21 protein-coding genes and 2 tRNA genes are annotated in these 22,049 nt (G+C 46.2%); 2 read left to right on the forward strand and 21 right to left on the reverse strand.

Translation table 11 applies throughout. The annotated features are described in order from the left end of the window. Positions 1-94: 94 nt before the first annotated feature. The 3 genes from NSS66_RS03045 to nrdR form a co-directional block, all read right to left on the reverse strand. Positions 95-167, reverse strand: a tRNA-Lys gene (locus tag NSS66_RS03045). A gap of 12 nt (positions 168-179) precedes the next feature. Then, positions 180-255: transfer RNA gene (locus NSS66_RS03050), tRNA-Ala, on the reverse strand. Between the two features lie 130 nt (positions 256-385). Beyond that, positions 386-853: a transcriptional regulator NrdR gene (nrdR, locus tag NSS66_RS03055; RefSeq protein ID WP_013309614.1), complete on the reverse strand. Its 468-nt coding sequence runs from the start codon at positions 851-853 to the stop codon at positions 386-388. 105 nt (positions 854-958) lie between these two features. Between nrdR and NSS66_RS03060 the strand changes: the two genes are divergently transcribed. Beyond that, complete coding sequence (locus tag NSS66_RS03060) at positions 959-1,183, forward strand: alpha/beta-type small acid-soluble spore protein (protein ID WP_013309613.1); 225 nt, start codon at positions 959-961, stop codon at positions 1,181-1,183. Between the two features lie 119 nt (positions 1,184-1,302). On the opposite strand, the gene NSS66_RS03065 is transcribed toward NSS66_RS03060, so the two are convergent. From NSS66_RS03065 to citZ, 15 genes are all read right to left on the reverse strand, one after another. Then, positions 1,303-1,866 carry a lytic transglycosylase domain-containing protein gene (locus NSS66_RS03065; RefSeq protein WP_023987928.1) on the reverse strand — a complete coding sequence of 188 codons (564 nt, stop codon included), beginning with the start codon at positions 1,864-1,866 and terminating at the stop codon, positions 1,303-1,305. Beyond that, positions 1,863-2,459, reverse strand: coding sequence for a dephospho-CoA kinase (gene coaE, locus NSS66_RS03070; RefSeq protein WP_075154010.1), 597 nt, complete (start codon positions 2,457-2,459; stop codon positions 1,863-1,865). The genes NSS66_RS03065 and coaE overlap by 4 nt, the downstream gene beginning before the upstream one ends. Before the next feature lie 11 nt (positions 2,460-2,470). Beyond that, the gene (locus NSS66_RS03075; protein WP_075154009.1) at positions 2,471-3,262 is read right to left on the reverse strand and encodes an MntP/YtaF family protein; all 792 of its coding nucleotides are present in this window, start codon (positions 3,260-3,262) and stop codon (positions 2,471-2,473) included. Positions 3,263-3,373: 111 nt separating this feature from the next. After that, positions 3,374-4,204 (reverse strand): DNA-formamidopyrimidine glycosylase, encoded by an 831-nt coding sequence (gene mutM, locus NSS66_RS03080; protein ID WP_023987925.1) that lies wholly within the window; start codon positions 4,202-4,204, stop codon positions 3,374-3,376. 71 nt (positions 4,205-4,275) lie between these two features. Further along, positions 4,276-6,930, reverse strand: a complete 2,655-nt coding sequence (gene polA, locus NSS66_RS03085; RefSeq protein WP_340958443.1) for a DNA polymerase I — start codon at positions 6,928-6,930, stop codon at positions 4,276-4,278. A gap of 177 nt (positions 6,931-7,107) precedes the next feature. Then, positions 7,108-7,767, reverse strand: a complete 660-nt coding sequence (gene phoU, locus NSS66_RS03090) for a phosphate signaling complex protein PhoU (protein ID WP_023987923.1) — start codon at positions 7,765-7,767, stop codon at positions 7,108-7,110. Positions 7,768-7,806: 39 nt separating this feature from the next. Further along, the gene (pstB, locus tag NSS66_RS03095; protein ID WP_023987922.1) at positions 7,807-8,565 is read right to left on the reverse strand and encodes a phosphate ABC transporter ATP-binding protein PstB; all 759 of its coding nucleotides are present in this window, start codon (positions 8,563-8,565) and stop codon (positions 7,807-7,809) included. A 127-nt stretch (positions 8,566-8,692) separates the two neighbouring features. Continuing rightward, positions 8,693-9,817, reverse strand: a complete 1,125-nt coding sequence (locus tag NSS66_RS03100; protein WP_075154007.1) for a methyl-accepting chemotaxis protein — start codon at positions 9,815-9,817, stop codon at positions 8,693-8,695. 159 nt (positions 9,818-9,976) lie between these two features. After that, positions 9,977-10,708, reverse strand: a complete 732-nt coding sequence (locus NSS66_RS03105; protein WP_013309604.1) for a response regulator transcription factor — start codon at positions 10,706-10,708, stop codon at positions 9,977-9,979. A 128-nt stretch (positions 10,709-10,836) separates the two neighbouring features. Beyond that, entirely contained in the window at positions 10,837-12,639 is a 1,803-nt protein-coding gene (gene pnpS / locus NSS66_RS03110) for a two-component system histidine kinase PnpS (protein ID WP_279831360.1), read from the reverse strand. A 120-nt stretch (positions 12,640-12,759) separates the two neighbouring features. Continuing rightward, a complete protein-coding gene (locus tag NSS66_RS03115; RefSeq protein ID WP_279831362.1) occupies positions 12,760-13,629 on the reverse strand; it encodes an SDR family oxidoreductase in 870 nt (289 codons plus the stop codon). A gap of 215 nt (positions 13,630-13,844) precedes the next feature. After that, positions 13,845-14,261: a hypothetical protein gene (locus NSS66_RS03120; RefSeq protein WP_023987918.1), complete on the reverse strand. Its 417-nt coding sequence runs from the start codon at positions 14,259-14,261 to the stop codon at positions 13,845-13,847. A 306-nt stretch (positions 14,262-14,567) separates the two neighbouring features. Then, positions 14,568-15,509, reverse strand: a complete 942-nt coding sequence (gene mdh / locus NSS66_RS03125) for a malate dehydrogenase (RefSeq protein ID WP_028542892.1) — start codon at positions 15,507-15,509, stop codon at positions 14,568-14,570. 16 nt (positions 15,510-15,525) lie between these two features. After that, the gene (icd, locus tag NSS66_RS03130) at positions 15,526-16,821 is read right to left on the reverse strand and encodes an NADP-dependent isocitrate dehydrogenase (RefSeq protein WP_023987916.1); all 1,296 of its coding nucleotides are present in this window, start codon (positions 16,819-16,821) and stop codon (positions 15,526-15,528) included. 151 nt (positions 16,822-16,972) lie between these two features. Beyond that, entirely contained in the window at positions 16,973-18,085 is a 1,113-nt protein-coding gene (gene citZ, locus NSS66_RS03135; RefSeq protein ID WP_028542893.1) for a citrate synthase, read from the reverse strand. 345 nt (positions 18,086-18,430) lie between these two features. Between citZ and ytvI the strand changes: the two genes are divergently transcribed. Continuing rightward, positions 18,431-19,549, forward strand: a complete 1,119-nt coding sequence (gene ytvI / locus NSS66_RS03140; RefSeq protein WP_023987915.1) for a sporulation integral membrane protein YtvI — start codon at positions 18,431-18,433, stop codon at positions 19,547-19,549. A 29-nt stretch (positions 19,550-19,578) separates the two neighbouring features. On the opposite strand, the gene NSS66_RS03145 is transcribed toward ytvI, so the two are convergent. The 3 genes from NSS66_RS03145 to pelA form a co-directional block, all read right to left on the reverse strand. Continuing rightward, on the reverse strand, positions 19,579-19,977 hold the full coding sequence (locus NSS66_RS03145; RefSeq protein WP_013309596.1) for an FxsA family protein: 399 nt from the start codon (positions 19,975-19,977) through the stop codon (positions 19,579-19,581). Next, complete coding sequence (locus tag NSS66_RS03150; RefSeq protein ID WP_023987913.1) at positions 19,974-20,492, reverse strand: acyl-CoA thioesterase; 519 nt, start codon at positions 20,490-20,492, stop codon at positions 19,974-19,976. Before NSS66_RS03150 ends, NSS66_RS03145 begins: the two co-directional genes overlap by 4 nt. Positions 20,493-20,626: 134 nt before the next feature. After that, on the reverse strand, positions 20,627-21,916 hold the full coding sequence (gene pelA / locus NSS66_RS03155; protein ID WP_028542895.1) for a pectate lyase: 1,290 nt from the start codon (positions 21,914-21,916) through the stop codon (positions 20,627-20,629). Positions 21,917-22,049: the final 133 nt, after the last annotated feature.

The raw sequence follows: 22,049 nt of genomic DNA on the forward strand, positions 1-22,049 counted from the left end.
TGCTAATGAAAACCCCATAACTGTTCTCGGTTAGACTGGGAATAGATCTATAAACAACAAAAAAACGGCATCTCTGCCGTTTTTTCTAAAAGGATGGACTCTCAGGGACTCGAACCCTGGACCAATTGATTAAGAGTCAACTGCTCTACCAACTGAGCTAAGAGTCCATAATAAAAGTTTGGTGGAGCCTAGGGGGATCGAACCCCTGACCTCATCGCTGCCAGCGATGCGCTCTCCCAGCTGAGCTAAGGCCCCATCATAAGTAAGTTAATCAACGTTTCAAGCGACTTCTATATCATATAAAATTTTTATTCCTGTGTCAATACTTTTATAAAAAAAATATAATCATCTTCCCACCTTGACCCAAGAAAGATACAGTCAGCGATCAGTCGCTGGCTGTATCTTTAGATAACAATGTTTTCAGTTCCTTCATAAACATATTGATGTCTTTAAACTGACGATAGACGGACGCAAAACGTACGTAGGCGACTTCATCCACTGGGTAAAGCTGTTCCATGACCAGCTCCCCGATCTGCTGACTATCGACTTCTGTGGCTGCTGTGTTGCGGATAGCGTTCTCCACCTGGGATACGATCATATCCAATTGCTCGACGGATACTGGGCGCTTCTCACAGGCTCGAATGAGACCGCGCAGCATTTTATCACGACTAAACTCTTCACGGCTGCCGTCTTTTTTGATGACCATGAGTGGGGTTTCCTCCACCATTTCAAAGGTGGTAAAACGCCTGGCACACTGCTCACATTCACGGCGGCGACGGATGGACTTGTTATCATTCGCAGGTCGCGAATCCAACACTTTCGTGCCATTGTAGGCACAATACGGACATTTCATAATCTCACCACTTTCTTTTTCCAATAAATTCCCGAAGATTTTTAGTAATAATTTTGTCAAAACGGATCATAATATGTTTACCACATCGCGAGGAGGTGAACAACAATGGCACAAGGAAACAATGGCAACTCCAACAATCTGGTAGTCAGCAGATCCTCCGGCGCTCTGGAGCAAATGAAATATGAGATCGCTCAAGAGCTGGGTATCAGCATTCCTCAAGATGGATACCAAGGTAACATGACTTCCTATGAGAACGGTTCGATCGGGGGCTACATCACAAAACGCCTCGTAACGATCGCCGAACAACAATTGGCAGGTCAATACCAATAATCGCGGTAATAATGCAGAAATAACAAGAAAAAGTGTATGGACGGGCTGCTAAAAACAGCCTGTCCTGCGCTTTTTTTCATTTTAAAGCGAAAAGGCTCATCATGTCATTAACTTGTCTTTTAAAAATCATTATAAATTTTCGTGTATTGCCTGTAGTAATAAATGACCCGCTGTACATAATGTCGTGTCTCACCAAAAGGGATTTGCTTAATGGACTCTTCTTTTCCATCCCACACTCCCTTATCGAGCCACTCTTGAACTTTACCCGGCCCTGCATTGTAAGCAGCTACGATTGCTACAGGATTATCCTGAAACTTCATGGATAGGTTATGCAAATACCAGGTTCCCAGCTCTATATTGGTACCAGGCTCGTGCTTGACACTGTCTAGCGGAACCTTTTGAATCTGGGCGCTGTCCATAATCCAATTTGCTGTATTCGGCATAATCTGCATCAACCCCAGTGCACCCTTATGCGATTGCTTACTGGTTTTAAAATTGGTTTCTACGCGGATAATAGACGCCACCAAAAATGGGTCCACTTCATACGTTTGTGAATACTGCCGAATCTCATCCTTATATTGAATCGGATAGAACCAGGACATCCAATTTGAATTGAGGAACAGAATCAGGACAAACCCGACAAACAAAGTGAGCAGGACTCTTTTCTTTCGCAAAATATTCATGCAAGTCCCTTCCGCTGCCAAAATTGATCAATTTGTCGTTTCGTCTCAGACTGTGTTCCGCTATTATCGATAACGATATCGGCCAAGTTTTTCTTTTGTTCAATATCCATTTGTGCGGACAGCCGAAGTCCAGCTTGTTCCTCCGTCAGACCGTCTCTGAGCATCAGACGCTGGAGCTGAATATCACGTGGTACGTACACAACCATAATTTCCTCGTACAAGCTCTCCAGCCCGGACTCGTACATTAACGGGATATCTGCCAAAACAAGCTTGTCCGGCTGTTCCCGTTCATATGCTTCCATACGCAGTCGCATTTCCTCACGAATAGCAGGATGTGTAATATCGTTAAGTGCCTGCCGCTGGGCAGGGTCTCCGAATACAATATCACCCAGTTTTTTGCGGTGCAGGGTTCCGTCACTGTTCACTATAGCTTGTCCAAAATGCTGTATGACCGCCGCCAGCACCGGATGCCCCGGAAGCATCACTTCCCGGGCAATGGCATCTGCGTCGATCAGCAGCGCACCTTTGGCGACCAAAAGAGCCGACACGGTGCTTTTTCCGGTAGCAATACCTCCGGTTAATCCGATATTCATGCTCTTTCACCTCATAACAGCTTCAATATGCCCATCATAATCAGTAATAATGCCGGCAATACACCCAGCGCCTTCATAAATCGAAATGCTGATAGAAAGAAGCCTGCTTTCATCCCTGCAATCAAAAATGTTCCACTGAATAACGTAATAGCCAGCGCAGTAGACAGTGGCTGAAAACCAAGCATAGCTGCCCCTAATCCCGCTCCGAACGCATCGACCGATAATGCAATACCCAGCCAAACCGCTTCGGTAGCAGATATACTGCCAGAACGGTCCATATCCGCAGCAGACGGGCTTCGAAGAATCCGAATAACAAGTCCCCATTTGCGGAACTCCAGAGAAAATAGCGTTCGCTCCTGCTGCTCTACAGAAGCTTCTGCCGACAGATCTTTTCTTGAGCTAAGGAAAGCCTCTGTATCAGCATCCTCTATACTCTTCTTCTCTCCAAGAACAGATCTGCTCACTGGATCAGTCTGTTCTGTAAGAAGCAGCCCCCGAGAGGCCTCCGCTGAATCCTCTAGCGAATCCTCTTTGCGGTGCAGAGCTTGAAACAAAGAGTAACAGCCGATACAGATCAGGATGACAGCGCCGAAAACGGTCGTATATACAGGAGACAGGACACGAGATAGTAATGCGCCCAATTGCATGGATATGCCAATCACCAAACCTGAACATACGGAGATGATAGCAATCGACAACAGTGGAATTTTCATTTTGCGCAGACCATATGTAACACCGACTCCGAAACTGTCCAAACTTAGCGCAAATGCCAGTAACAGCAGGGCTCCCCAATGATTAGCCACTCCAATTCCCTCCCATTGCGAAGGCAGGGCCTTATAACAACCGAAACCCTCCGCAGTATTGGTACTTGGAACAATATATGAGAGGGATGGGCTTGGGGTGACTGTGCCTGTTTAGCGCAGAGGCTGGCAGACCGGACAATGATGTGTGCCACGTCCGGCTACGACAGATTTTTCGATCAATGTGCCACAGTTAATGCAAGGCTTCGCGTTACGTCCATAGATTTGCAATTGATGCTGGAAGTCGCCCGTTTTGCCCTGTCCATTAACGAACGATTTAATGGACGAGCCTCCAACCTGAATCGACGCACCCAGCGTGGAGACAATAGCTTCATGCAAGACATGAAATTGGCTATCCGTTAGGCTTTTGGCTGGCTGTGCTGGATGAATCCCCGCCTTAAACAACGATTCATCTACATAAATATTCCCAATGCCCACCACATATGACTGGTTTAACAGCGCTGCCTTGATCGAAGTCGAACGAGTTCCAACAGCGACACGCAGCATTTCGGGTGTAAAGGCCTCGTCCATCGGTTCCAAACCAAGCTTGTTCAGCGGCTTTTCCAGCAAATCCTGTCCTGCCGGAAATAAGTGCATCGTGCCAAACTGGCGCACATCCTGATAACGCAGCTCCGTACCATCTTTAAAATGAAAGATGACATGGGTATGCTTTTCCACAGGATCATGTTGCGAATACAATCCATATCGCCCTTCCATTCGAAGATGGGAGACCAACACCAGCCCGTCCAGCAAAATCCGCAGAAACTTTCCGCGTCTTTCCACCCCTGTAATCCGGTGATCGGCCAATTCCATCGCAAAAGCATGGATATCATCGGGCCGTTGAATGATCCGCGGTAAATTCACGGTGACATGATCTATATGTTTATCAACGATAAGCTCGTTTAGCGTTCGTTTAATTGTTTCTACTTCCGGTAATTCCGGCATGATGTCTTCACCTCACCCTATATTATAACGGAAGCAGCGTCAAATTGGGACTATCTACTCATTGAAATATCTTACTTGGCCTCATACCAATTGCTTCCATAGCTTACTTCGGCTTTGAGCGGCACAGCCAGCTTTAATGCAGCTTCCATGGTAGCCGGGACAAGCTCTTTCATCGTCTCCATTTCCTCAGGCGGAACCTCGAACACAAGCTCATCATGTACTTGGAGCAGCATTCTGCTGCGAAGATTACGTTCACGTAGCGCCTTATCCATCTGTACCATCGCCAACTTGATAATATCGGCAGCGGTACCTTGAATCGGCGTATTCATCGCTGTACGCTCAGCGAATGAACGCAGGTTGAAATTGCTGGCGTTAATCTCCGGCAAATAGCGTCTGCGTTCCAACAGCGTTTTTACGTAGCCGTCCCGCTTCGCATCCTTCACAATATCATCCATGTAACGGCGAACGCCTTGGAACACATCAAAATACTGGTCGATAAAGCGAGCCGCTTCCTTCCGCGTAATATTCAAATTTTGTGACAGACCATAATCACTGATTCCATAGACAATCCCAAAGTTGACTGCCTTCGCAGAACGCCGCATGTTGGAGTCCACATCTTCCGCTGCTACACCAAACACATCGGATGCGGTCTTGGTATGGATGTCCATATCGTGGACAAAGGCTTCCTTCAAACGTTCATCATCCGAAATATCAGCTAGCACCCGCAGCTCAATCTGTGAGTAGTCTGCCGCCAAAATAGACCAGCCCGGTTCGGACGGAACAAACACTTTGCGGATTTTACGACCCTCTTCAAGACGAATCGGAATGTTTTGCAAATTCGGAAATTGACTGCTCAAGCGTCCAGTTGCTGCAACCGTCTGCCGGAAATACGTATGCACCTTACCCGTTTTCTCCGAAATTTCTTTCAGCAATCCTTCGACATACGTCGATTGGAGTTTGGCAATAGTGCGGTACTGCAAAATATTTTGCACAATATCATGATAGGGGGCCAGCTTTTCCAATACCTCCGCATCGGTCGAGTACCCCGTTTTCGTCTTTTTAATGACAGGCAAACCCAGTTTATCAAACAAAATCTCACCCAGCTGTTTAGGTGAATTCAGATTGAACTCTACTCCGGCAATGCTGTAGATTTCACCCACCAACGTTGCAATCTGGGCTTCAAATTCTTTCCCCAAGGCGCGTAGTTCTTCTACGTTCACCAAGATGCCCTGCTTCTCCATATCCGCCAAAATGCGGGACAACGGCATCTCCAGCTCATGAAACAGCTTGTGCATTTCCGTTTTTTCCAGCTCCGCCTGCTGCACAGGCACCAAAGCTTCAATCACCGCTGCCTTACGCGCCACATGATCGGACAGTACATCCACGTCAGGGACTTTATATTTAGCTCCTTTGCCGAACACTTCTTCGTCTGGACGGATCGAAGACAAGCCATATTTGGCTGCCAATCCGCTCAATGTCTGGTTTGCATCGGTTGGGTCCAGCAAGTACCCTGCCAGTTGCACATCAAACTCGGCACCTGCAAACTCAATTCCATGCCAGTGTAAAGCCAAATCCGTTCGATGCAGATCATGACCGCGTTTTTTGCGTTCAGGGTCAGCAAGCCATGCGCGAATAGGTGTAGCTGCATCGCTTTGCAGTGCATCCAGTGTCATAAAAAATTGCTGTCCCGTTGCGGCAAATATCAGACCTACAATGTCAGCATGATGCGGATTATCACCATGCGTCTCAACATGCAGCACATCCACACGATCCAACACTTCTACCAATTCGCTAATCCGCTGCTCATCCAGCACTGTTACGTCAGCCGCGGCTTCCTCTACGTCTACCCCAGTACTTCCAACCTCACCTGAAAAGGATAAACGCTCCAGCAAGGACTTGAACTCCAGCTTCGCCAGAGCTGGCCCGGCCGTTTCTGCTTGCAGCCCGCCGAAGGCCACATCTTCCAGCTGCTTGTCCAACGTTACATCCCGATAAATGGTCGCCAAATCTTTGCTCATTCGCGCATCATCAGCATGTGTCTCTACACGTTCTTTCATTTTGCCCTTCAGCTCATTCGTGTGCGCCAGCACTTCTTCGACTGAACCGTATTGATGCAGCAGCTTGAGCGCTGTTTTTTCTCCCACGCCGGGAATACCAGGAATATTGTCCGACGTATCGCCCATCAGACCCTTAAGATCAATAATTTGCAGCGGCTTCAGGCCATATCGTTCCTGAATTTGCTCAGGTCCATACGTCTCCACCTCAGTAACCCCTTTGCGGGTCAAGCCGACTGTGACATGGTCTGAGGCCAATTGGAGCATATCCTTGTCCCCAGTCACGACCAGCACATTAAAACCGGCTTCGTCCGCTGTCTTGGACAGGGTGCCTATAATATCGTCCGCCTCATAGCCATCCAGTTCAAACTGGGCAATGCCGAAAGCGGTCAATAGCTCTTTCAGCAACGGAAATTGCTGAGACAGCTCTGGCGGTGTTTTCTCCCGTCCACCTTTGTAATCCTCGTATCCTTTATGGCGAAACGTTATTTTGCCGGCATCGAAGGCAACCAGAATATGTGTTGGTTTGTGCTCCTCCAAGAGCCGCAATAACATCGTCGTAAATCCGTACACCGCGTTCGTCTGCTGCCCGCTCGAATTCGTTAACGGTGGCATAGCAAAAAACGCCCGGTAAATGATACTGTTACCATCTATAAGCATGAGTTTATCCATTTAGCACCTCGCAAGTTCATCAATGCATTCGTAACGTTCTTACGTTTTACGCATTCCTCTTCCTATCTTAACATACAAGACTCCTTTTTCAGAAAAAAACGGCTGCTTCCTAACCAAATTTGCCTTTTGCTCAAAGACAAGTCTGGGTCAGAAACAACCGCTATATACCTGAAAGCTCTACTGGTTCAAATCTGGTCTCTCCCCTGTCACGAGATATACAGTACTTTCACCGATATTCGTAGCATGGTCACCAATTCGTTCAATGTATCGTCCTACAAGCAGTTGCAGCATGGCTTGTGAAGCCTCTGCCGGCTTTTCTACCATAAAGGCGTACAGATCGCTGATCATGTGGCTATACATGGAATCCACACGATCATCCTCTTTGGCCATTTTGTAGGCCAGATCTGTATTTTCATCCAAATAGGATTTGATCGCATCATCTATCATTTCTTTAACAATGGAAGCCATGTGCGGAATATCCACCAGAGGCTTAATGATCTGCTGCCCTTCCAAACGAAGTGTCACCTTGGCAATATCAAGTGCCAAATCGCCCATTCGTTCCAGATCACTGGAAATTTTAAATGCAACAATGATCCGGCGCAAATCCTTCGCTACCGGTTGCTGGGTAATAATGAGCTTGGAACCCATATCGAGAATATTCTCTTCCAGCGTATTGAGGGATGCATCATTTTTGACCACCTGCTGAGCCAATTCTATATTTTTGGTCTGCAAACATTCAATGGCCTGATCGAGCGCCTTCGAAACGTGTGCACCCATTTCGCGCAGTACGGCTCTCAGCTCATCTAACCCTTCATCAAAACCTTTTCTACGTATCATTTCGAAGTCACCCCTTCTGGCATATTCATCTGGTAGGCTTTAGCCAAATCGCCCTGAAATATAATCTTCTGTACGTGAATCTTGCGGCGTGGAAAACATCGTCTCTGTATCCGCCGCTTCCACCACAACACCATTTAAAAAGAACGCAGTTCGACCGGACACACGCGCTGCCTGATGCATGTTATGCGTCACCATGACGATGGTATATGTGTCTCGCAATTCCTGAACCAGTTCTTCAATTTTCATCGTGGAGATCGGATCTAGCGCAGATGTCGCCTCGTCCATCAGTAAAATATCTGGCTGTACGGCAAGCGCCCGGGCAATGCACAACCGCTGCTGTTGTCCACCGGACAAGCTCAGAGCTGAACGCTTCAGAAAGTCCTTGACCTCTTCCCAGAGTGCCGCCTGCCGCAGGCTTTGCTCGACCAATTCGTCCAACTTGTCCTTTTGCCGAACTCCATGCAGACGTGGGCCGTAGGCTACGTTATCATAAATCGATTTGGGAAATGGGTTAGGCTGTTGAAAAACCATTCCCACCTGCTTACGCAGAGTTTCTACTTCCATAGTATCGCCGTATATATCCTGACCTGCGATACTCACGGTGCCTTCAATACGCGTTCCCGGTATCATGTCATTCATCCGGTTCAGCGTACGCAGCAGGGTCGATTTGCCGCAGCCGGACGGGCCGATAAAGGCAGTTACCGTTTTTTCAGGAATATCGAGGTTTATATGTTTCAGCGCGTGAAATTTCTCATAATATAAATTCAGCTTATCAATCCGGATTACGGAATCATTCATGGATTTATGATCTCCTTCGTGTTGCAGTTATGATCCTCAAGCATTGCACCTGATTTGCACAATATGAAGATTATATAAGCTGTGTGTAAATTTAGTGTGGTGGATTTGTTAACGGTATGTAAAATGATCAAGAACTTAGCATGAGCTCAAGCTCCTGTGCAATTTCGGCTGCATTCAAAGCCGCTTTCTCTGCGGAATGGGACATTTCGCTGTTTTTGGCTTCAATTTCATCGACAGCCTGCAATAGTTTGGCAAAAGTTTGTGTTCCAGCAGAAATATATTGAGAGCCTGTATGAATCTGCTGCATACTCGTATCCGTCAGTTCAGCAGTGTCACGCAGCATCTGCTCGATATGGGTGAGTAAGCCTGTAATCTGCGTGGAAAAAGCTTTCGTCTGGAGTGACATATTCCGCACCTCCTGAGACACAATCTGGAAGCCTCGTCCGTGTTCGCCAGCATGCGCCGCTTCAATGGACGCATTGATCGCCAGCAGTCCGCTTTGATCTGCCAGTGCACGAATGGATGAGGCCATGCCCGCAATGTCATTCAGCGATTGGGTCAACGCCGTCATCTGCTCATGCTGGCGCTTCATTTGCTCCGTGACCGCACGATAGGAGAGCAAAACATCCTCCAATTCTACTTTGCCACGGCGGGATAATTCACTCATTGAGCGGGTTAGCCGCACACTGTCATCGGCCTCTTTAGCTGCATCCAGCACAGTCAGCTGAATACGCTGGACTCCGTCATAGCTATGCCGAATCACATCGCCCCGCTCTTCGTCCGCTTCTCTTTGCATTCGCTGCACGACGGACAGGATATCACGAATCGTGAGTACGCCGAGTAATCGTGTGCCTTCCTTAATCAACACACAATCGTAAAAACGCTGTTCTTCACGCAACATCGCCAATTCCACAATGTCCGATGCCCGGCTTTTTAAATCCACAATTAATGTATCGGGGTCGGCAAATATGGCTGCAGGCTTGTCATAGAACAACGCCGCAGCAAATCTGCCCGTAAAATGGCGATTGTACGCATCTCTCATAATAATGCCCAGTGGAAGATCATTTTTATCCACAACAATAACACAAGGTATATCTTCCTGTGTTTTCATAAGTGCTAACAGTTCTTTACAAGACATGTCCGTACCAATGATCGGAACCTCCCGGCATGGCACATAGGTAGTAATCGGCTTGTATGCTTCACGTTCAATCACGGCAGTGGAACTCGGCTGGGTCTTTGGTTCCGTTATCATCGTTCTGAAGTCCCCTTTTTTTAACTACTTGGAGTGACGGGAACATCATATCGGTCATTTGTTGATTCTAGCGATCAGTTTTGTTAATGAAATGTAAAATCACGAAATGGACACAAAAGTCGCCGGACACTGCCATAGATAAAGAAAAACGCTCCTCATTTATAATAAATGAGAAGCGCTTCTTTTTTTATTTACAACCAGCTTGTACCCCACTCCACGGATCGAATCAATATGAACCGAGTCGGGATCTAGCTCCAGCTTTTTACGTAAGGAACTGACGTGCACATCCACGGTCCGTTGACCGCCAATGTAGTCAAAACCCCAAACAGCATTCATCAGATCATCTCGGGTCAATACCACACCCGGCTTGCGGGACAAATAAAGAAGTACCTCAAATTCCTTTGGTCTGAGGCTGATGGACTGACCTCCAAGAATGACTTCATATTTTTCGGGGTAAATCTCCAGCTCGCCCAATTGAATTTTGGAGCTATCTTTCTGATCAGACAACACTCCTTCATCCCCGCCGGAAGTTCTTCGCAGCACAGCCGTCACGCGGGCCAACAGCTCAGAAACGCCAAAAGGCTTCGTGATATAATCATCCGCACCCGACTTCAGCCCTTGAACAACCTCTGCTTCACCGTTTTTGGCCGTTAAAATAATGATAGGCGTCGTCAGCCCCTGATGGCGAAGTCTGCTCAGAATGTCCAGTCCGTTCATTCCCGGCAACATCAAATCCAGCAGGATCAAATCGTAGGACTCTCTGGAGGCTTTCTCAAACCCGGCACTGCCATGATCCTCCGTGTCCACTTCGAAGCCTTCTTGTATCAAATTGTAGGATAGCAATCTGGCAAGCGTTGGTTCATCCTCAATAACCAGCAAGCGTTGTCCCATAAATAACTTCATCTCCTGTTTACCTGTTAAAGGCGCATTGGTCAAAATCCTGAAACCTTTTCCATACTCATGCGACACCCGTTTATTTTATCACGGCATTGTTAACAGAATGTAAAAAATGTTCTAGTTCATTCTTCCTGTTGCAATAGTGGTAATTCAACTGTAAACGTGGTACCCAATCCAAGCTCACTTTCCACCGAAAGGGTGCCATGATGCAAATCGACCAAGTGTTTGACGATCGACAATCCCAGCCCCGTTCCGCCAGAGTTGCGCGAGCGTCCTTTGTCCACCCGGTAAAAGCGCTCAAAGATACGTGGCAGGTCCTTCTTCGGAATTCCAATACCTGTATCACTGACTGTAAATACGACCTTTTCCGTGTCATTCTCCCGCTGTATCGTTAGAACCTTAATCTTTACCTTGCCACCATCAAGTGTATAGTTGATGCCATTAGACAAAAGGTTCAAGAAAATCTGCTGAAGCTTATCTTCATCTGCCTCCATAAACAACTCATCCGGGATATCCATGTGTAGCGTAATTCTTTTTTTGGCCGCAACATTGTTCAGTTTTTCCAGCAATGAATCTATGAACGACGAAACGTGCACCGGCGAGCAATCCAGCGGAGAACGCTTGGATTCAATTTTGGATAGCTCCAGAATGTCACCGATCAGCCGATTCAATCGTTCGCTTTCATCATATATAATTTGCAAAAATGAGCGGGCCGTTTCTTCATCTTTAACCCCGCCACCGAGTAACGTCTCGGCAAAGCCCTTGACCGCGGCAATCGGTGTTTTTAGCTCATGAGAAACGTTAGCCACAAATTCACTCCGCATATTTTCCAACCGTCGAATGGCCGTAATATCCTGTAAAAGGAACAGCATCCCGCGGTATCCGCCTTCATCCTCATACATCGGGACACCGTCCAGCAACACGAGTCTCTCCTCGGGATTGTACAAATGAACCTCACCATGCAACCTCTCTCTGCTTTGTATGCTGCCCTCAATTAGCTTTGTGAGCTCATAGTGCTTCTTCAGCTCATGATACGGCTTGTCCGTCACCCGTTTACCCACGACACCAAGCATTCGCTCAGACTCACGGTTTACAAGCGCAATACACTCACTTGCATCAATCATTAGAATTCCGCCTGTCATATTACTCATGACGCTCTGGAGTAGATCCTCATTGTCGCGTATCGTTTTCATTTGGTCTTGGAGACTGTCAGCCATACGATTAATGGCTTCACCCAGTTGCCCTACCTCATCCCGGCGCTGTACACCGACTCTTGCGTCATAATCCAGCCCTGATATGCGGTTGGCTACCCCTGTAATATGTTCAATGGGCGAGGTGAGGCTGCGAGCAATACGATAGCTCACCAATCCAGCAGCAATAAACAGCAACACAAGACCAATCCCGATGGCCGTCCAGCCGCGCCGTACTCCCTCCTCCACCGCTTTCAGGCTCATAGACAAACGGATATACCCATCAAAGCCCTTGTCCGATACAACAGGTTCAGCGACGTATAGCATGTTTCGTTGCAGAGTTTCGCTGTAGCGTATTGTCCGACCGATTCCTTCCACCGTGGCTTGCCGTATTTCATCACGAGATGCGTGGTTTTCCATCTTACGAGGATCACTTAACGAATCGCCAACCACCGTCCCGTCCTTGCGAATGAAGGTCACCCGCGATTCCGTCAGACGAGCAATTTCTTTCGCCTTTTGAGAATAATAAGAGACATAATCCGTACTGGACAGGGCATCTGCATTAACAAAAGGGAATGTAGCCCGAAGAAGGTCAATCTCCCGTCCCATGTTCTCCTCTAGCACCTTCATATTCGAATTTTTAAAAATTTGTCCCATCGTGATTCCAGCAGCAAGGACAGATACGCCAATCAAAATCAGCATGATCAGGGTAAGCCTGAAACGAAACGATTTCATAAAATATGCCCATCCTTTATGTAAGTTAAGTCTCATTCTACAGGCTACCTTCATTATGTTCCACTGTGAAAAGAAAAAAAGGCTAGGGCATAACACGCCCCCAGCCTTTCCTTTATCCTCTTATCCGTTTATAACTTCACCGCCGTTGATATGAATAACCTGCCCGCTTACATATGAAGAATCGTCTGAAGCAAGGTACACATAGGCTGGCGCCAATTCTTCCGGCTGACCCGGACGCTTCATTGGCTGTGCTCCTCCAAACTCGCTGACCGTCTTGGCATCAAATGTAGACGGGATTAACGGCGTCCAGATTGGCCCTGGTGCTACAGCGTTCACCCGAATACCTTGATCCGCCAAATTGAGTGAAAGGGAACGAGTAAAGGATGTGATTGCCCCTTTCGTCGATGAATAATCAATGAGTGTCTTGTTCCCAGCGTACGCGGTAATCGATGTTGTGTTGACGATAGTGCTTCCTTTCTTCAAATGCGGCAATGCTGCTTGCGTCAGGAAGAACATACCAAAAATATTCGTACGGAAAGTACGCTCCAACTGTTCTTTGGTAATATCCTCCAGCTTTTGCTGTGGATGCTGCTCTGCCGCATTGTTCACAACGATGTCGAGCTTGCCCAGCTCGTGAACCGTCTGTTGAACCGCTTTTTTGGCAAATTGGTCATCTCCGATATCGCCAGGAATCAACACACATTTGCGTCCCTCCTGCTCTACCTGACGTTTTGTTTCTTCCGCGTCCTTGTGTTCATTCAAGTAAATGATAGCTACGTCCGCACCTTCTTTGGCATACGTGACAGCTACAGCCCGTCCAATTCCACTGTCTCCACCAGTAATAAGTGCAACTTTACCTATTAGCTTGCCAGCAGCTTTGTAAGTTGGTTTTTCAAACTGGGGTGCAGGCGACATTTTGGACTCAATCCCCGGTTGCTGGTCCTGATGCTGTGGGGGCAAGGTTTGCTGAGGTTGGTTACTTTTAGGCATTGTACATTCTCCCTTCAAAATCAGATATTTTTTAGGATGCAACATTTGCATCCACTCTACTCCTGATTTACCACACAAAGTTATTCGTTAAACGAAAAAAGGAAAATGTAGTTATTTGAGCAAACAAAAAAACGGCCTATGCTTATTCAGCACAGACCGTTTTTTCAATTTAGCATTTGTCATCATTCGATTACAGGCTCTCACCAAATGCATAATTAAATAATATGGCTGTATACCATTAAAAACGTAATTAAAATCAGGAAGACGGCAAGCAGCGTACTGAACATTCGCATTTTGCCAGCGTATTGCGTAATAGGCTGTTGGCTACGAATCGCTTCCAGCGACAGCCGTAACGGCTTACCCATGGCTCCCGCGATACCAGAAATGGCGAGAAACAACAACAAAACGACAACGATCCATGCTACCGAATAAGAACCCCAGGGAAAAATCATATAAATACCGCTAACAAGCACAAGGATCAGTGCAAATTGAGCCAAACGGTTCAATAGCTGAACAGCCGATATCGTTCCCTCCTGCACGCTAGGAGCCAATTTGTCGATTTTGCCCACAACGAAGGGGAGCAATAAATAAAAACCCATTGCCAGTGATCCAATAATGTGAATAAAAAACATTCTTTACAACCTCCATTTCTTTGTTTTCTTACAAACTTTTTTTCCATAGAACGATCATATTCCAACGAATGACTACCATCTTTTCAGTGTTTTGGGACATGCTTTTCTATGTCAGGATTTTGCAAAATCCTCATGTAACTATCAATACATATGAACTCTATTATACCGGGGAAGTGGGTCAAAGCAAAGGAATAAAGAAGAAAACGAATAGATTACTTAAAAGTAAAAGAGGTGTCCAGCGGCCATGACTATGGCTTAGGGACACCTCTTCAAGTAAAAGTATACCGTCTTAGTAGAAAATTGAATCTATACGGTAACTATTTTAATCACACTGCGGACCGATTCGGCGGATTGATCGAGCGCTGCTTTTTCTTCGGCTGTCAATTCCAACTCGAACACTTTTTCGATGCCATTGCCGCCAAGAAGTGTCGGTACGCCAAGGAATAAATCCTGATAGCCGTACTCTCCCTCCAGGTATGCAATGACCGGAATAATCCGTTTTTTATCTTTTACAATCGCTTCTGTCATTTGTGCAAGCGAAGCTGCCGGAGCATAATATGCGCTACCATTACCCAACAGATTAACGATCTCTCCGCCACCGCCGCGTGTCCGTTGTACGATCGCTTCGATACGTTCCTGCGAAATCAGGGTTTCGATAGGTATACCTCCAACGCTGGAATAGCGTACCAGGGGCACCATATCATCACCGTGACCACCCATAACGAAGCCGCGCACGTCTTCGACAGAAACGTTCAGTTCTTGTGCAATAAAGGTACAATATCGCGCTGTATCCAGCACACCTGATTGGCCAATAACCCGATTTTTCGGGAACCCAAGCGTTTGATAGGCAGTATAGGTCATAGCATCTACCGGATTACTCAGAATAATGACGATAGAATCCGGCGCATACTTCTTCACGTTCTCACAAACGGATTTTACAATTCCTGCGTTCGTATTTACCAAATCATCACGGCTCATACCCGGCTTGCGTGCAATCCCGGCTGTAATAATGACGATATCCGAGTTAGCTGCATCCTCGTAATTGGAAGTGCCCGTGATCTGGCTGTCAAATCCCTGTACCGGACCGGCCTCCAAAATATCAAGCGCCTTGCCTTTGGTCGGATTCTCTAGTTGCGGAATATCGATGAGTACGATATCACCTAGCTCCTTTTGAGCCAGCAGCAATGCGGTAGTGGCACCGGTAAAACCGGCGCCAACAATGGATATTTTTTTACGTTGAATGGACAAGTGGTATTCCCCTTCCTTACAGGTTACTAATAATGGTATCTGCGAACTCGGAGCATTTCACTTGTGTAGCACCATCCATCAGACGAGCAAAGTCATAAGTTACAATCTTCTTATTAATGGACGTCTCCAGCCCTTTGTAAATCAGGTCAGCCGCTTCTTGCCAACCCAAGTGTTCAAGCAACATTACGCCCGACAGAATTACGGAACCAGGGTTCACTACGTCTTTGTCGGCGTATTTTGGAGCTGTACCATGTGTAGCTTCAAAGATAGCATGCCCTGTTACATAGTTAATGTTCGCACCTGGCGCAATACCAATTCCACCAACTTGGGCAGCAAGAGCATCGGACAGATAGTCCCCGTTCAGGTTGAGCGTAGCAATCACATCAAATTCAGAAGGACGAGTCAGTACTTGCTGAAGTGCAATATCAGCAATCGCATCCTTGATAATGATTTTGCCTGCATCTTCAGCTGCTTTTTGAGCTGCATTCGCCGCATCCTCACCGTCTTTTTCCTTGATTACATCATATTGGGCCCAAGTAAATACTTTATCTGCAAATTCTTCCTCAGCCACTTCATAACCCCAGTTTTTGAAGGCACCCTCGGTAAATTTCATAATGTTACCTTTGTGTACGAGCGTTACACTCTTGCGTCCGTGGTCAACAGCATACTGAATGGCAGCCCGCACCAGACGCTTTGAACCCTCGGAAGAAACTGGCTTAATGCCAATACCAGAGGTTTCAGGGAAACGGATTTTGTTCACACCCAGCTCTTGTTGGAGGAACTGAATAACCTTTTTCACGTCTTCAGACCCTTCAGCATACTCGATCCCCGCGTAAATATCTTCTGTGTTCTCACGGAAAATAACCATGTCTACCAATTCAGGACGTTTCACTGGAGAAGGAACACCGTTAAAATAACGAACAGGACGCAGACATACGTATAAATCCAGTTCTTGACGCAATGCCACATTCAACGAACGGATACCACCGCCAATAGGTGTCGTAAGTGGTCCTTTGATGGCTACAATATACTCACGGATGGCTTCCAAAGTATCGTTAGGGAGCCATTCGCCGTATGTATTGAAAGCTTTCTCACCAGCGAATACTTCATACCAGGCAATCTTTTTGCTGCCGTTATATGCTTTTTCTACAGCTGCGTCCAGTACGCGTTTGGAAGCTTTCCAGATGTCGCGACCCGTGCCGTCACCTTCGATAAACGGAATTACCGGATGGTTCGGAACCTGTAGTTGACCGTTATCAATCGTAATTTTTTCGCCTTCAGTTGGGAGCTCAAACTTTTCAAATTTCGCCATAAGTTCCTTTTCCTCCTCAGATATGAATGGGTACAGGACGAAAGACATGATCTTTATCACTGACAAAAACGTACATCTCTCGTCGTCCCCTCTATTGTACCTTATTTTTTAAATTCAGGGTATACAACCTCAATCTTCCTTCGACAAGGGGCTAGCGCAACTCTGGTGATACATATTTTTGATCCATTGGACCTGTATATTCGGCGCGAGGACGAATCAGGCGGTTATTTTCATACTGCTCTAAAATGTGTGCGGTCCATCCAGATACACGACTCACAGCAAAAATAGGTGTAAACAGGTCTCTCTTGATACCCAGTTGGGTATACACAGAGGCAGAATAAAAATCCACATTGGGCTTCAAGCCTTTTTGCCCTGTTACAATTCCTTCAATTCGAACTGACATATCAAACAACGTTGTGTCACCGTTCATTTCCCCCAGCTCGCGGGACATTTTGTGCAAGTGCTTGGCACGCGGATCACCGTTTTTATAGACTCGGTGTCCAAAGCCCATAATTTTTTCGCGGTTATCCAGTTTCGCCTGAATATAGGAGTCCACCTGATCCAAACCACCAATCTCCTCCAGCGTTTTGGCCACAGCCTCATTGGCCCCACCATGCAGTGGTCCTTTTAAAGCTCCAATAGCAGATGTGATTCCGGAATAAATATCCGACAATGTGGCTACCGTTACACGCGCAGCAAAGGTAGAAGCATTTAATTCATGATCGGCGTGCAGCACAAGAGCCTGATTGAACGCTTTAATAGCCGTCTCCTCTGGATCCTTGCCAGTCAGCTGATACAAAAAGTTTTCAGCGATGGAAATACCTTTTTTAGGCGCAATCGGCTCCAAGCCCTCGCGTATACGTGCTATCGCTGCCACAATGGTGGGCAATTGCGCCTGAAGCTTGACGGTTTTAGTCACATTAGACTCTCTCGACATATCATCCGCCTCTGGGTCATACAAAGCGAGAGACGATACGGCTGACCTCAAGGCAGCCATCGTGCTCAAATTTTTCGGGTATAACTTTAATTGAGTAACAATTTCATCCGGAATAGCAGCGTATTCGCTTAACTGGTTGCGAAGCTCCTGCAATTGCTCTTTATCAGGTAATTTTCCAAACCACAACAAATAAGCTACCTCTTCAAAATCGGCGTTAACAGCCAAATCATCAATGTTATAACCCCGGTACGTGAGAACGCCATCTACGATAGAGCTTATGGAGGAAGTGGTCGCTACGATCCCTTCCAGACCTTTAGTCGCTGTCATCGTTACATCTCTCCTTTGTAAAAACATTGTGAACGGACTTGCAATGTAAACATTTTCAAAAGTAAGATATGTCTTTTAAATAGCTGAGTAATGTTAACGCCATATGTCAATATTTAAACCTTCTTTCACTATACTGGATTTTGTCGTTTATGTGAACATTGAGGGCTATTCCAACACATTCAAATGTTTTATCGCTTCCATAAAGAATTTTTTGAAACCCCTTACAAAAATTATTGATTCATTTGCACTTTTTTACACAGGTCTTGTCTCCCCCCTTTCCCGCATATGTATAGTAGAGCATTTATTTTATGAAAAACTATCGCAAAAGAAAGGAGCCGTGAGAGCTTGAGCCGGTTAATCCTGAATCGCATATTTCGTGCTCTATGGGTGGCAATCGTGATTGTAGCTCTGTTACTGGGCATATATGCGCTTTTCCCTCTCATCTATCCTTTCCTATTCGCCTGGCTTGTGGCTTATGCCATGAATCCACTGGTTAGTTTTCTGCGTAACAAAGCCCGTATGCCGCGTTGGACGGCTGTCACGGTCTCATTATTTGTATATTTAGGTGGAATTGCAATTATCCTATCTGCGGCAATCACCCGCATGGTCCGAGAAGTTATAAAGTTGGCCATGACTTTCGACGGACATATTGAGCGTTTTAAAAGTCTGTTTATCGATTGGACACAAAGCGATTTGATTCAAAATGTAATTATTGAAATTAACCATTTTATCCGGGATAATCCGGATTACCAACATACCATTAACAGTAATATTGATAAGACAACTCAAACCGTGAGTTCGGCTGTCACTACGCTAGTCGCTCAATTTTTTAATGGAGTTTTGAACTTGCTAACCTCTCTGCCTAATATGGGAGCAGTTCTAATGGTTATTGTATTAGCAGCCTTTTTTATTAGTAAGGACTGGGACCGACATAGTCGGATGCTCTCAAATACGGTTCCTGATACGATTCGCAAACCATTGTCGGATATATGGCACGATCTGCGTAAAGCACTGTACGGCTATTTGCGTGCACAGTTTATTATCATCTCCATTACGGCATTAACAGTCATTGTTGGGCTGTTCATATTGCGTGTGGAATCCGCCTTTACCATCGGTTTGATGATCGGGCTAGTGGACTTGCTACCTTATTTGGGGGTTGGCATTGTGATGATTCCGTGGATACTGTATGCGTATATGTCTGGTAATTTGGCACTAGGGGTAGGATTGTCGATCCTTTATATCATCCTGTTGATTGGACGACAGATCGTGGAGCCTAAGGTGCTGGCCAGCAGCGTGGGCTTGAACCCGCTTCCCACCCTCATCGGTATGTTCATCGGGCTCAAGCTATTTGGCGTTTTAGGATTAATTATCGGACCTGTATCACTAATTGTCGTTGATGCACTGAATCGTGCGAATGTCATTCAGGACTTGCGCAACTATATTCTCGCTGGAAGAGTCCGCTAGATCATGGATAGGAAAAACGGCAGCTCACGTCAAAATCGCCGAAACGTAATACTGCCGTTTTTCATTTTTTTCTCCAGCCACTTCAATAAAAAGCGGCGGTACAACGCTCGTGTTAAAGGGAATACCAACGTAAAACCAATAATATCTGTTAAAAATCCGGGGATAAGCAGCAAGCTCCCACCGAAAAAGACACATAATCCATCCAGCATTTTACGGCCGGGCATTTGCCCCCGGTTCATTTCATTTTTCGCATCGGCAATCACCTTACGACCTTCAAATTGCATCATGGCAGCCCCGATTAGGGTCGTCAGAATGATGAGTAAAATCGTTTTGCCCGCTCCAATCCAATGACTTACCCATATAAACCCGTACAGCTCCGCCAAAGGAATGAGCAGCAGCAACAGCCATAGACGTTTACGCATCATCATGACTTCTGCCCCTCCCCGCCTGTAAAAGCAAACCTTAATGCAGTGTACAGCTCAGGTAGCGCCTGATCTAGTCGAACAGGCTTCCATTCGGTGTTCAACCATACATGACGTGTCATCCCTGTGACAAGCAGTTCTCCCGGTAGCGTGTCTGCCTGGGTCCATACCTTTCCCAGATACCTTTGATGCTCATCGTCCGTTACCCGTCGAACCTCATAGGTATAGTTTAGACGTAGTCTAGAGAAGTCCGTAATTGCCGTATAAATGGTAATTAAATCATCATATCGAGCAGGACTCGCATATTTCGCATTGATTTCAATAACTGGCAGCAAGACTCCTCGTTCCTCCATGCTCCGATAGTTAAAGCCCGCCTGCCGGATCATTTCGGTACGCCCGATCTCAAACCAGTTCAAATAATTTGCATGATATACGACCCCCATCTGGTCGCTTTCCTGATAACGGACACGTAGCGGTGCGCCATACCAGCGTAATTCCGTTTGTTTCTCCTCTTGAGTCATACAAGCTCTCCTATCTTTGTGCATCTTTATCTCTATTTTGCCCTCTCTCCATTAAACCATATTTACAGCCCAGGAACAAAAAGAGGGCAGACCGACCGGTCCACCCTCGCAAATCATATATAATAATGCCTTTATTATTGTGGCAACGGCTTGGACAGTTTATAATATCCGCTATCCGAAGCCAGCTTAAGCAAACTCTTAGCCTGGCTTCCCGCCCAGGCGTAACCAAGTCGTCTTTCCTCACTAATTTTCATGATGTCGGTATACTTTTTGCCATCCCGGTCTGAAAAGAAATACTTATTGTCTTCCACATTATAGAAACGATACCACATTACGCTCGATGCATCCTTTTGAAAAAACTCCGGACCTTGACGATTGTATTTGATACCGTCGATTCGGTTCGCGTCGAACCATTTCAAAGCGCTCTGAGCCGCTTTTTTCACTTCAGCGGTTTGCGGCTGGGACATGAGAAAAGCAGTAATGCCTACTGATTCCGTAGTTGTTTTGGAAGGTAGCTCAAATGCCCGGGCTTCAACAGATGCATAAGTAGCCGGATCGTGCTGTGCACCCCAGATTGTCGGTGTACCATTATTTACAATTTGAGACTTAATTGTGTACTGGATACCTTTGTTTAGCGCTTGCTGAAGTCTGGAGCGAGATGCATCGTCCAAAATATCGCTATCAAACGGCTGCTTCTTGTTCACAATATCGTCAGCCAAAACCATAACTCTAACCATCGCATCATCATTATAAGTTACAGCATCGGAATAATTACCACGTTTAGGGTATACTTGCGGCCAGCCACCGGAGGAATACTGAGAGGTTAAAACGAAGTCAATTGCTTTTTGTACACTGTTCTTAATGTCTTTATTTTTTGTTTTTTTGTATACATCCGCCAAAAAGCGAATCTCGGTTGTCGTGGCCTCGTTATCGAACGTTCCGAGCTCAACACCATCCTTGCTCTTCCATGTGGAGCGTGCAGTTTTGCCATCCCATTTGGATTTATAATTCTTTTCCATAGCTTTGAAGAATCCGCCATGTGGTAATTGCCAGGATACAATATTTAAGGCAAGTGTAGTATCCTTGGATGTATTCCCCGTAGAGAACTTGCTAAAGTCGCGCATTTTGTTCAGGAGGCTGTCTGTATTCACAACAGCGGTTGGCTTCGTCACAGCCGACAGCCCAAATAATTGCTCACGATCCAAAACACCTGAATTTACACCGTCACCATAAACGTCCCGTCCCACAGCTGAATCTGTGGTAAGCTCATAAGAAGCAGTCGCCGATTCACGTCCTGAATCATATGTAGCCGGCACCATCTCCTGTGCCGCAGCCCATGAGGGACTTAGGAGTCCTGACGTTACTGTAATCGCCAAACTTGAGAGCGCTATCATCTTTACGGTTGGACACATCTTCTTCTTCATTTGAACCTCTCCCTTATTTTGAGTTGGGTAATTGCGTTCAGTTTAACCCTATATATTCTTGCTGAAGATTCTTTTTGATAGCGAAGGGAACTGAACCACTATTTATGCATGATAAATAGTTAGTTGTATTATA

The organism is Paenibacillus sp. FSL R10-2748 (assembly GCF_038005565.1).
Lineage (GTDB): Bacteria > Bacillota > Bacilli > Paenibacillales > Paenibacillaceae > Paenibacillus > Paenibacillus polymyxa_B.

Excerpts from the sequence above, each read along its gene's own strand:
- nrdR (WP_013309614.1), bottom strand. The coding sequence starts at position 853 with ATGAAATGTCCGTATTGTGCCTACAATGGCACGAAAGTGTTGGATTCG.
- NSS66_RS03060 (WP_013309613.1), top strand. The coding sequence starts at position 959 with ATGGCACAAGGAAACAATGGCAACTCCAACAATCTGGTAGTCAGCAGA.
- NSS66_RS03065 (WP_023987928.1), bottom strand. The coding sequence starts at position 1,866 with ATGAATATTTTGCGAAAGAAAAGAGTCCTGCTCACTTTGTTTGTCGGG.
- coaE (WP_075154010.1), bottom strand. The coding sequence starts at position 2,459 with ATGAATATCGGATTAACCGGAGGTATTGCTACCGGAAAAAGCACCGTG.
- mutM (WP_023987925.1), bottom strand. The coding sequence starts at position 4,204 with ATGCCGGAATTACCGGAAGTAGAAACAATTAAACGAACGCTAAACGAG.
- polA (WP_340958443.1), bottom strand. The coding sequence starts at position 6,930 with ATGGATAAACTCATGCTTATAGATGGTAACAGTATCATTTACCGGGCG.
- phoU (WP_023987923.1), bottom strand. The coding sequence starts at position 7,767 with ATGATACGTAGAAAAGGTTTTGATGAAGGGTTAGATGAGCTGAGAGCC.
- pstB (WP_023987922.1), bottom strand. The coding sequence starts at position 8,565 with ATGAATGATTCCGTAATCCGGATTGATAAGCTGAATTTATATTATGAG.
- NSS66_RS03100 (WP_075154007.1), bottom strand. The coding sequence starts at position 9,817 with ATGATAACGGAACCAAAGACCCAGCCGAGTTCCACTGCCGTGATTGAA.
- NSS66_RS03105 (WP_013309604.1), bottom strand. The coding sequence starts at position 10,708 with ATGGGACAACGCTTGCTGGTTATTGAGGATGAACCAACGCTTGCCAGA.
- pnpS (WP_279831360.1), bottom strand. The coding sequence starts at position 12,639 with ATGAAATCGTTTCGTTTCAGGCTTACCCTGATCATGCTGATTTTGATT.
- NSS66_RS03115 (WP_279831362.1), bottom strand. The coding sequence starts at position 13,629 with ATGCCTAAAAGTAACCAACCTCAGCAAACCTTGCCCCCACAGCATCAG.
- NSS66_RS03120 (WP_023987918.1), bottom strand. The coding sequence starts at position 14,261 with ATGTTTTTTATTCACATTATTGGATCACTGGCAATGGGTTTTTATTTA.
- icd (WP_023987916.1), bottom strand. The coding sequence starts at position 16,821 with ATGGCGAAATTTGAAAAGTTTGAGCTCCCAACTGAAGGCGAAAAAATT.
- citZ (WP_028542893.1), bottom strand. The coding sequence starts at position 18,085 with ATGACAGCGACTAAAGGTCTGGAAGGGATCGTAGCGACCACTTCCTCC.
- NSS66_RS03145 (WP_013309596.1), bottom strand. The coding sequence starts at position 19,977 with ATGATGATGCGTAAACGTCTATGGCTGTTGCTGCTGCTCATTCCTTTG.
- NSS66_RS03150 (WP_023987913.1), bottom strand. The coding sequence starts at position 20,492 with ATGACTCAAGAGGAGAAACAAACGGAATTACGCTGGTATGGCGCACCG.
- pelA (WP_028542895.1), bottom strand. The coding sequence starts at position 21,916 with ATGAAGAAGAAGATGTGTCCAACCGTAAAGATGATAGCGCTCTCAAGT.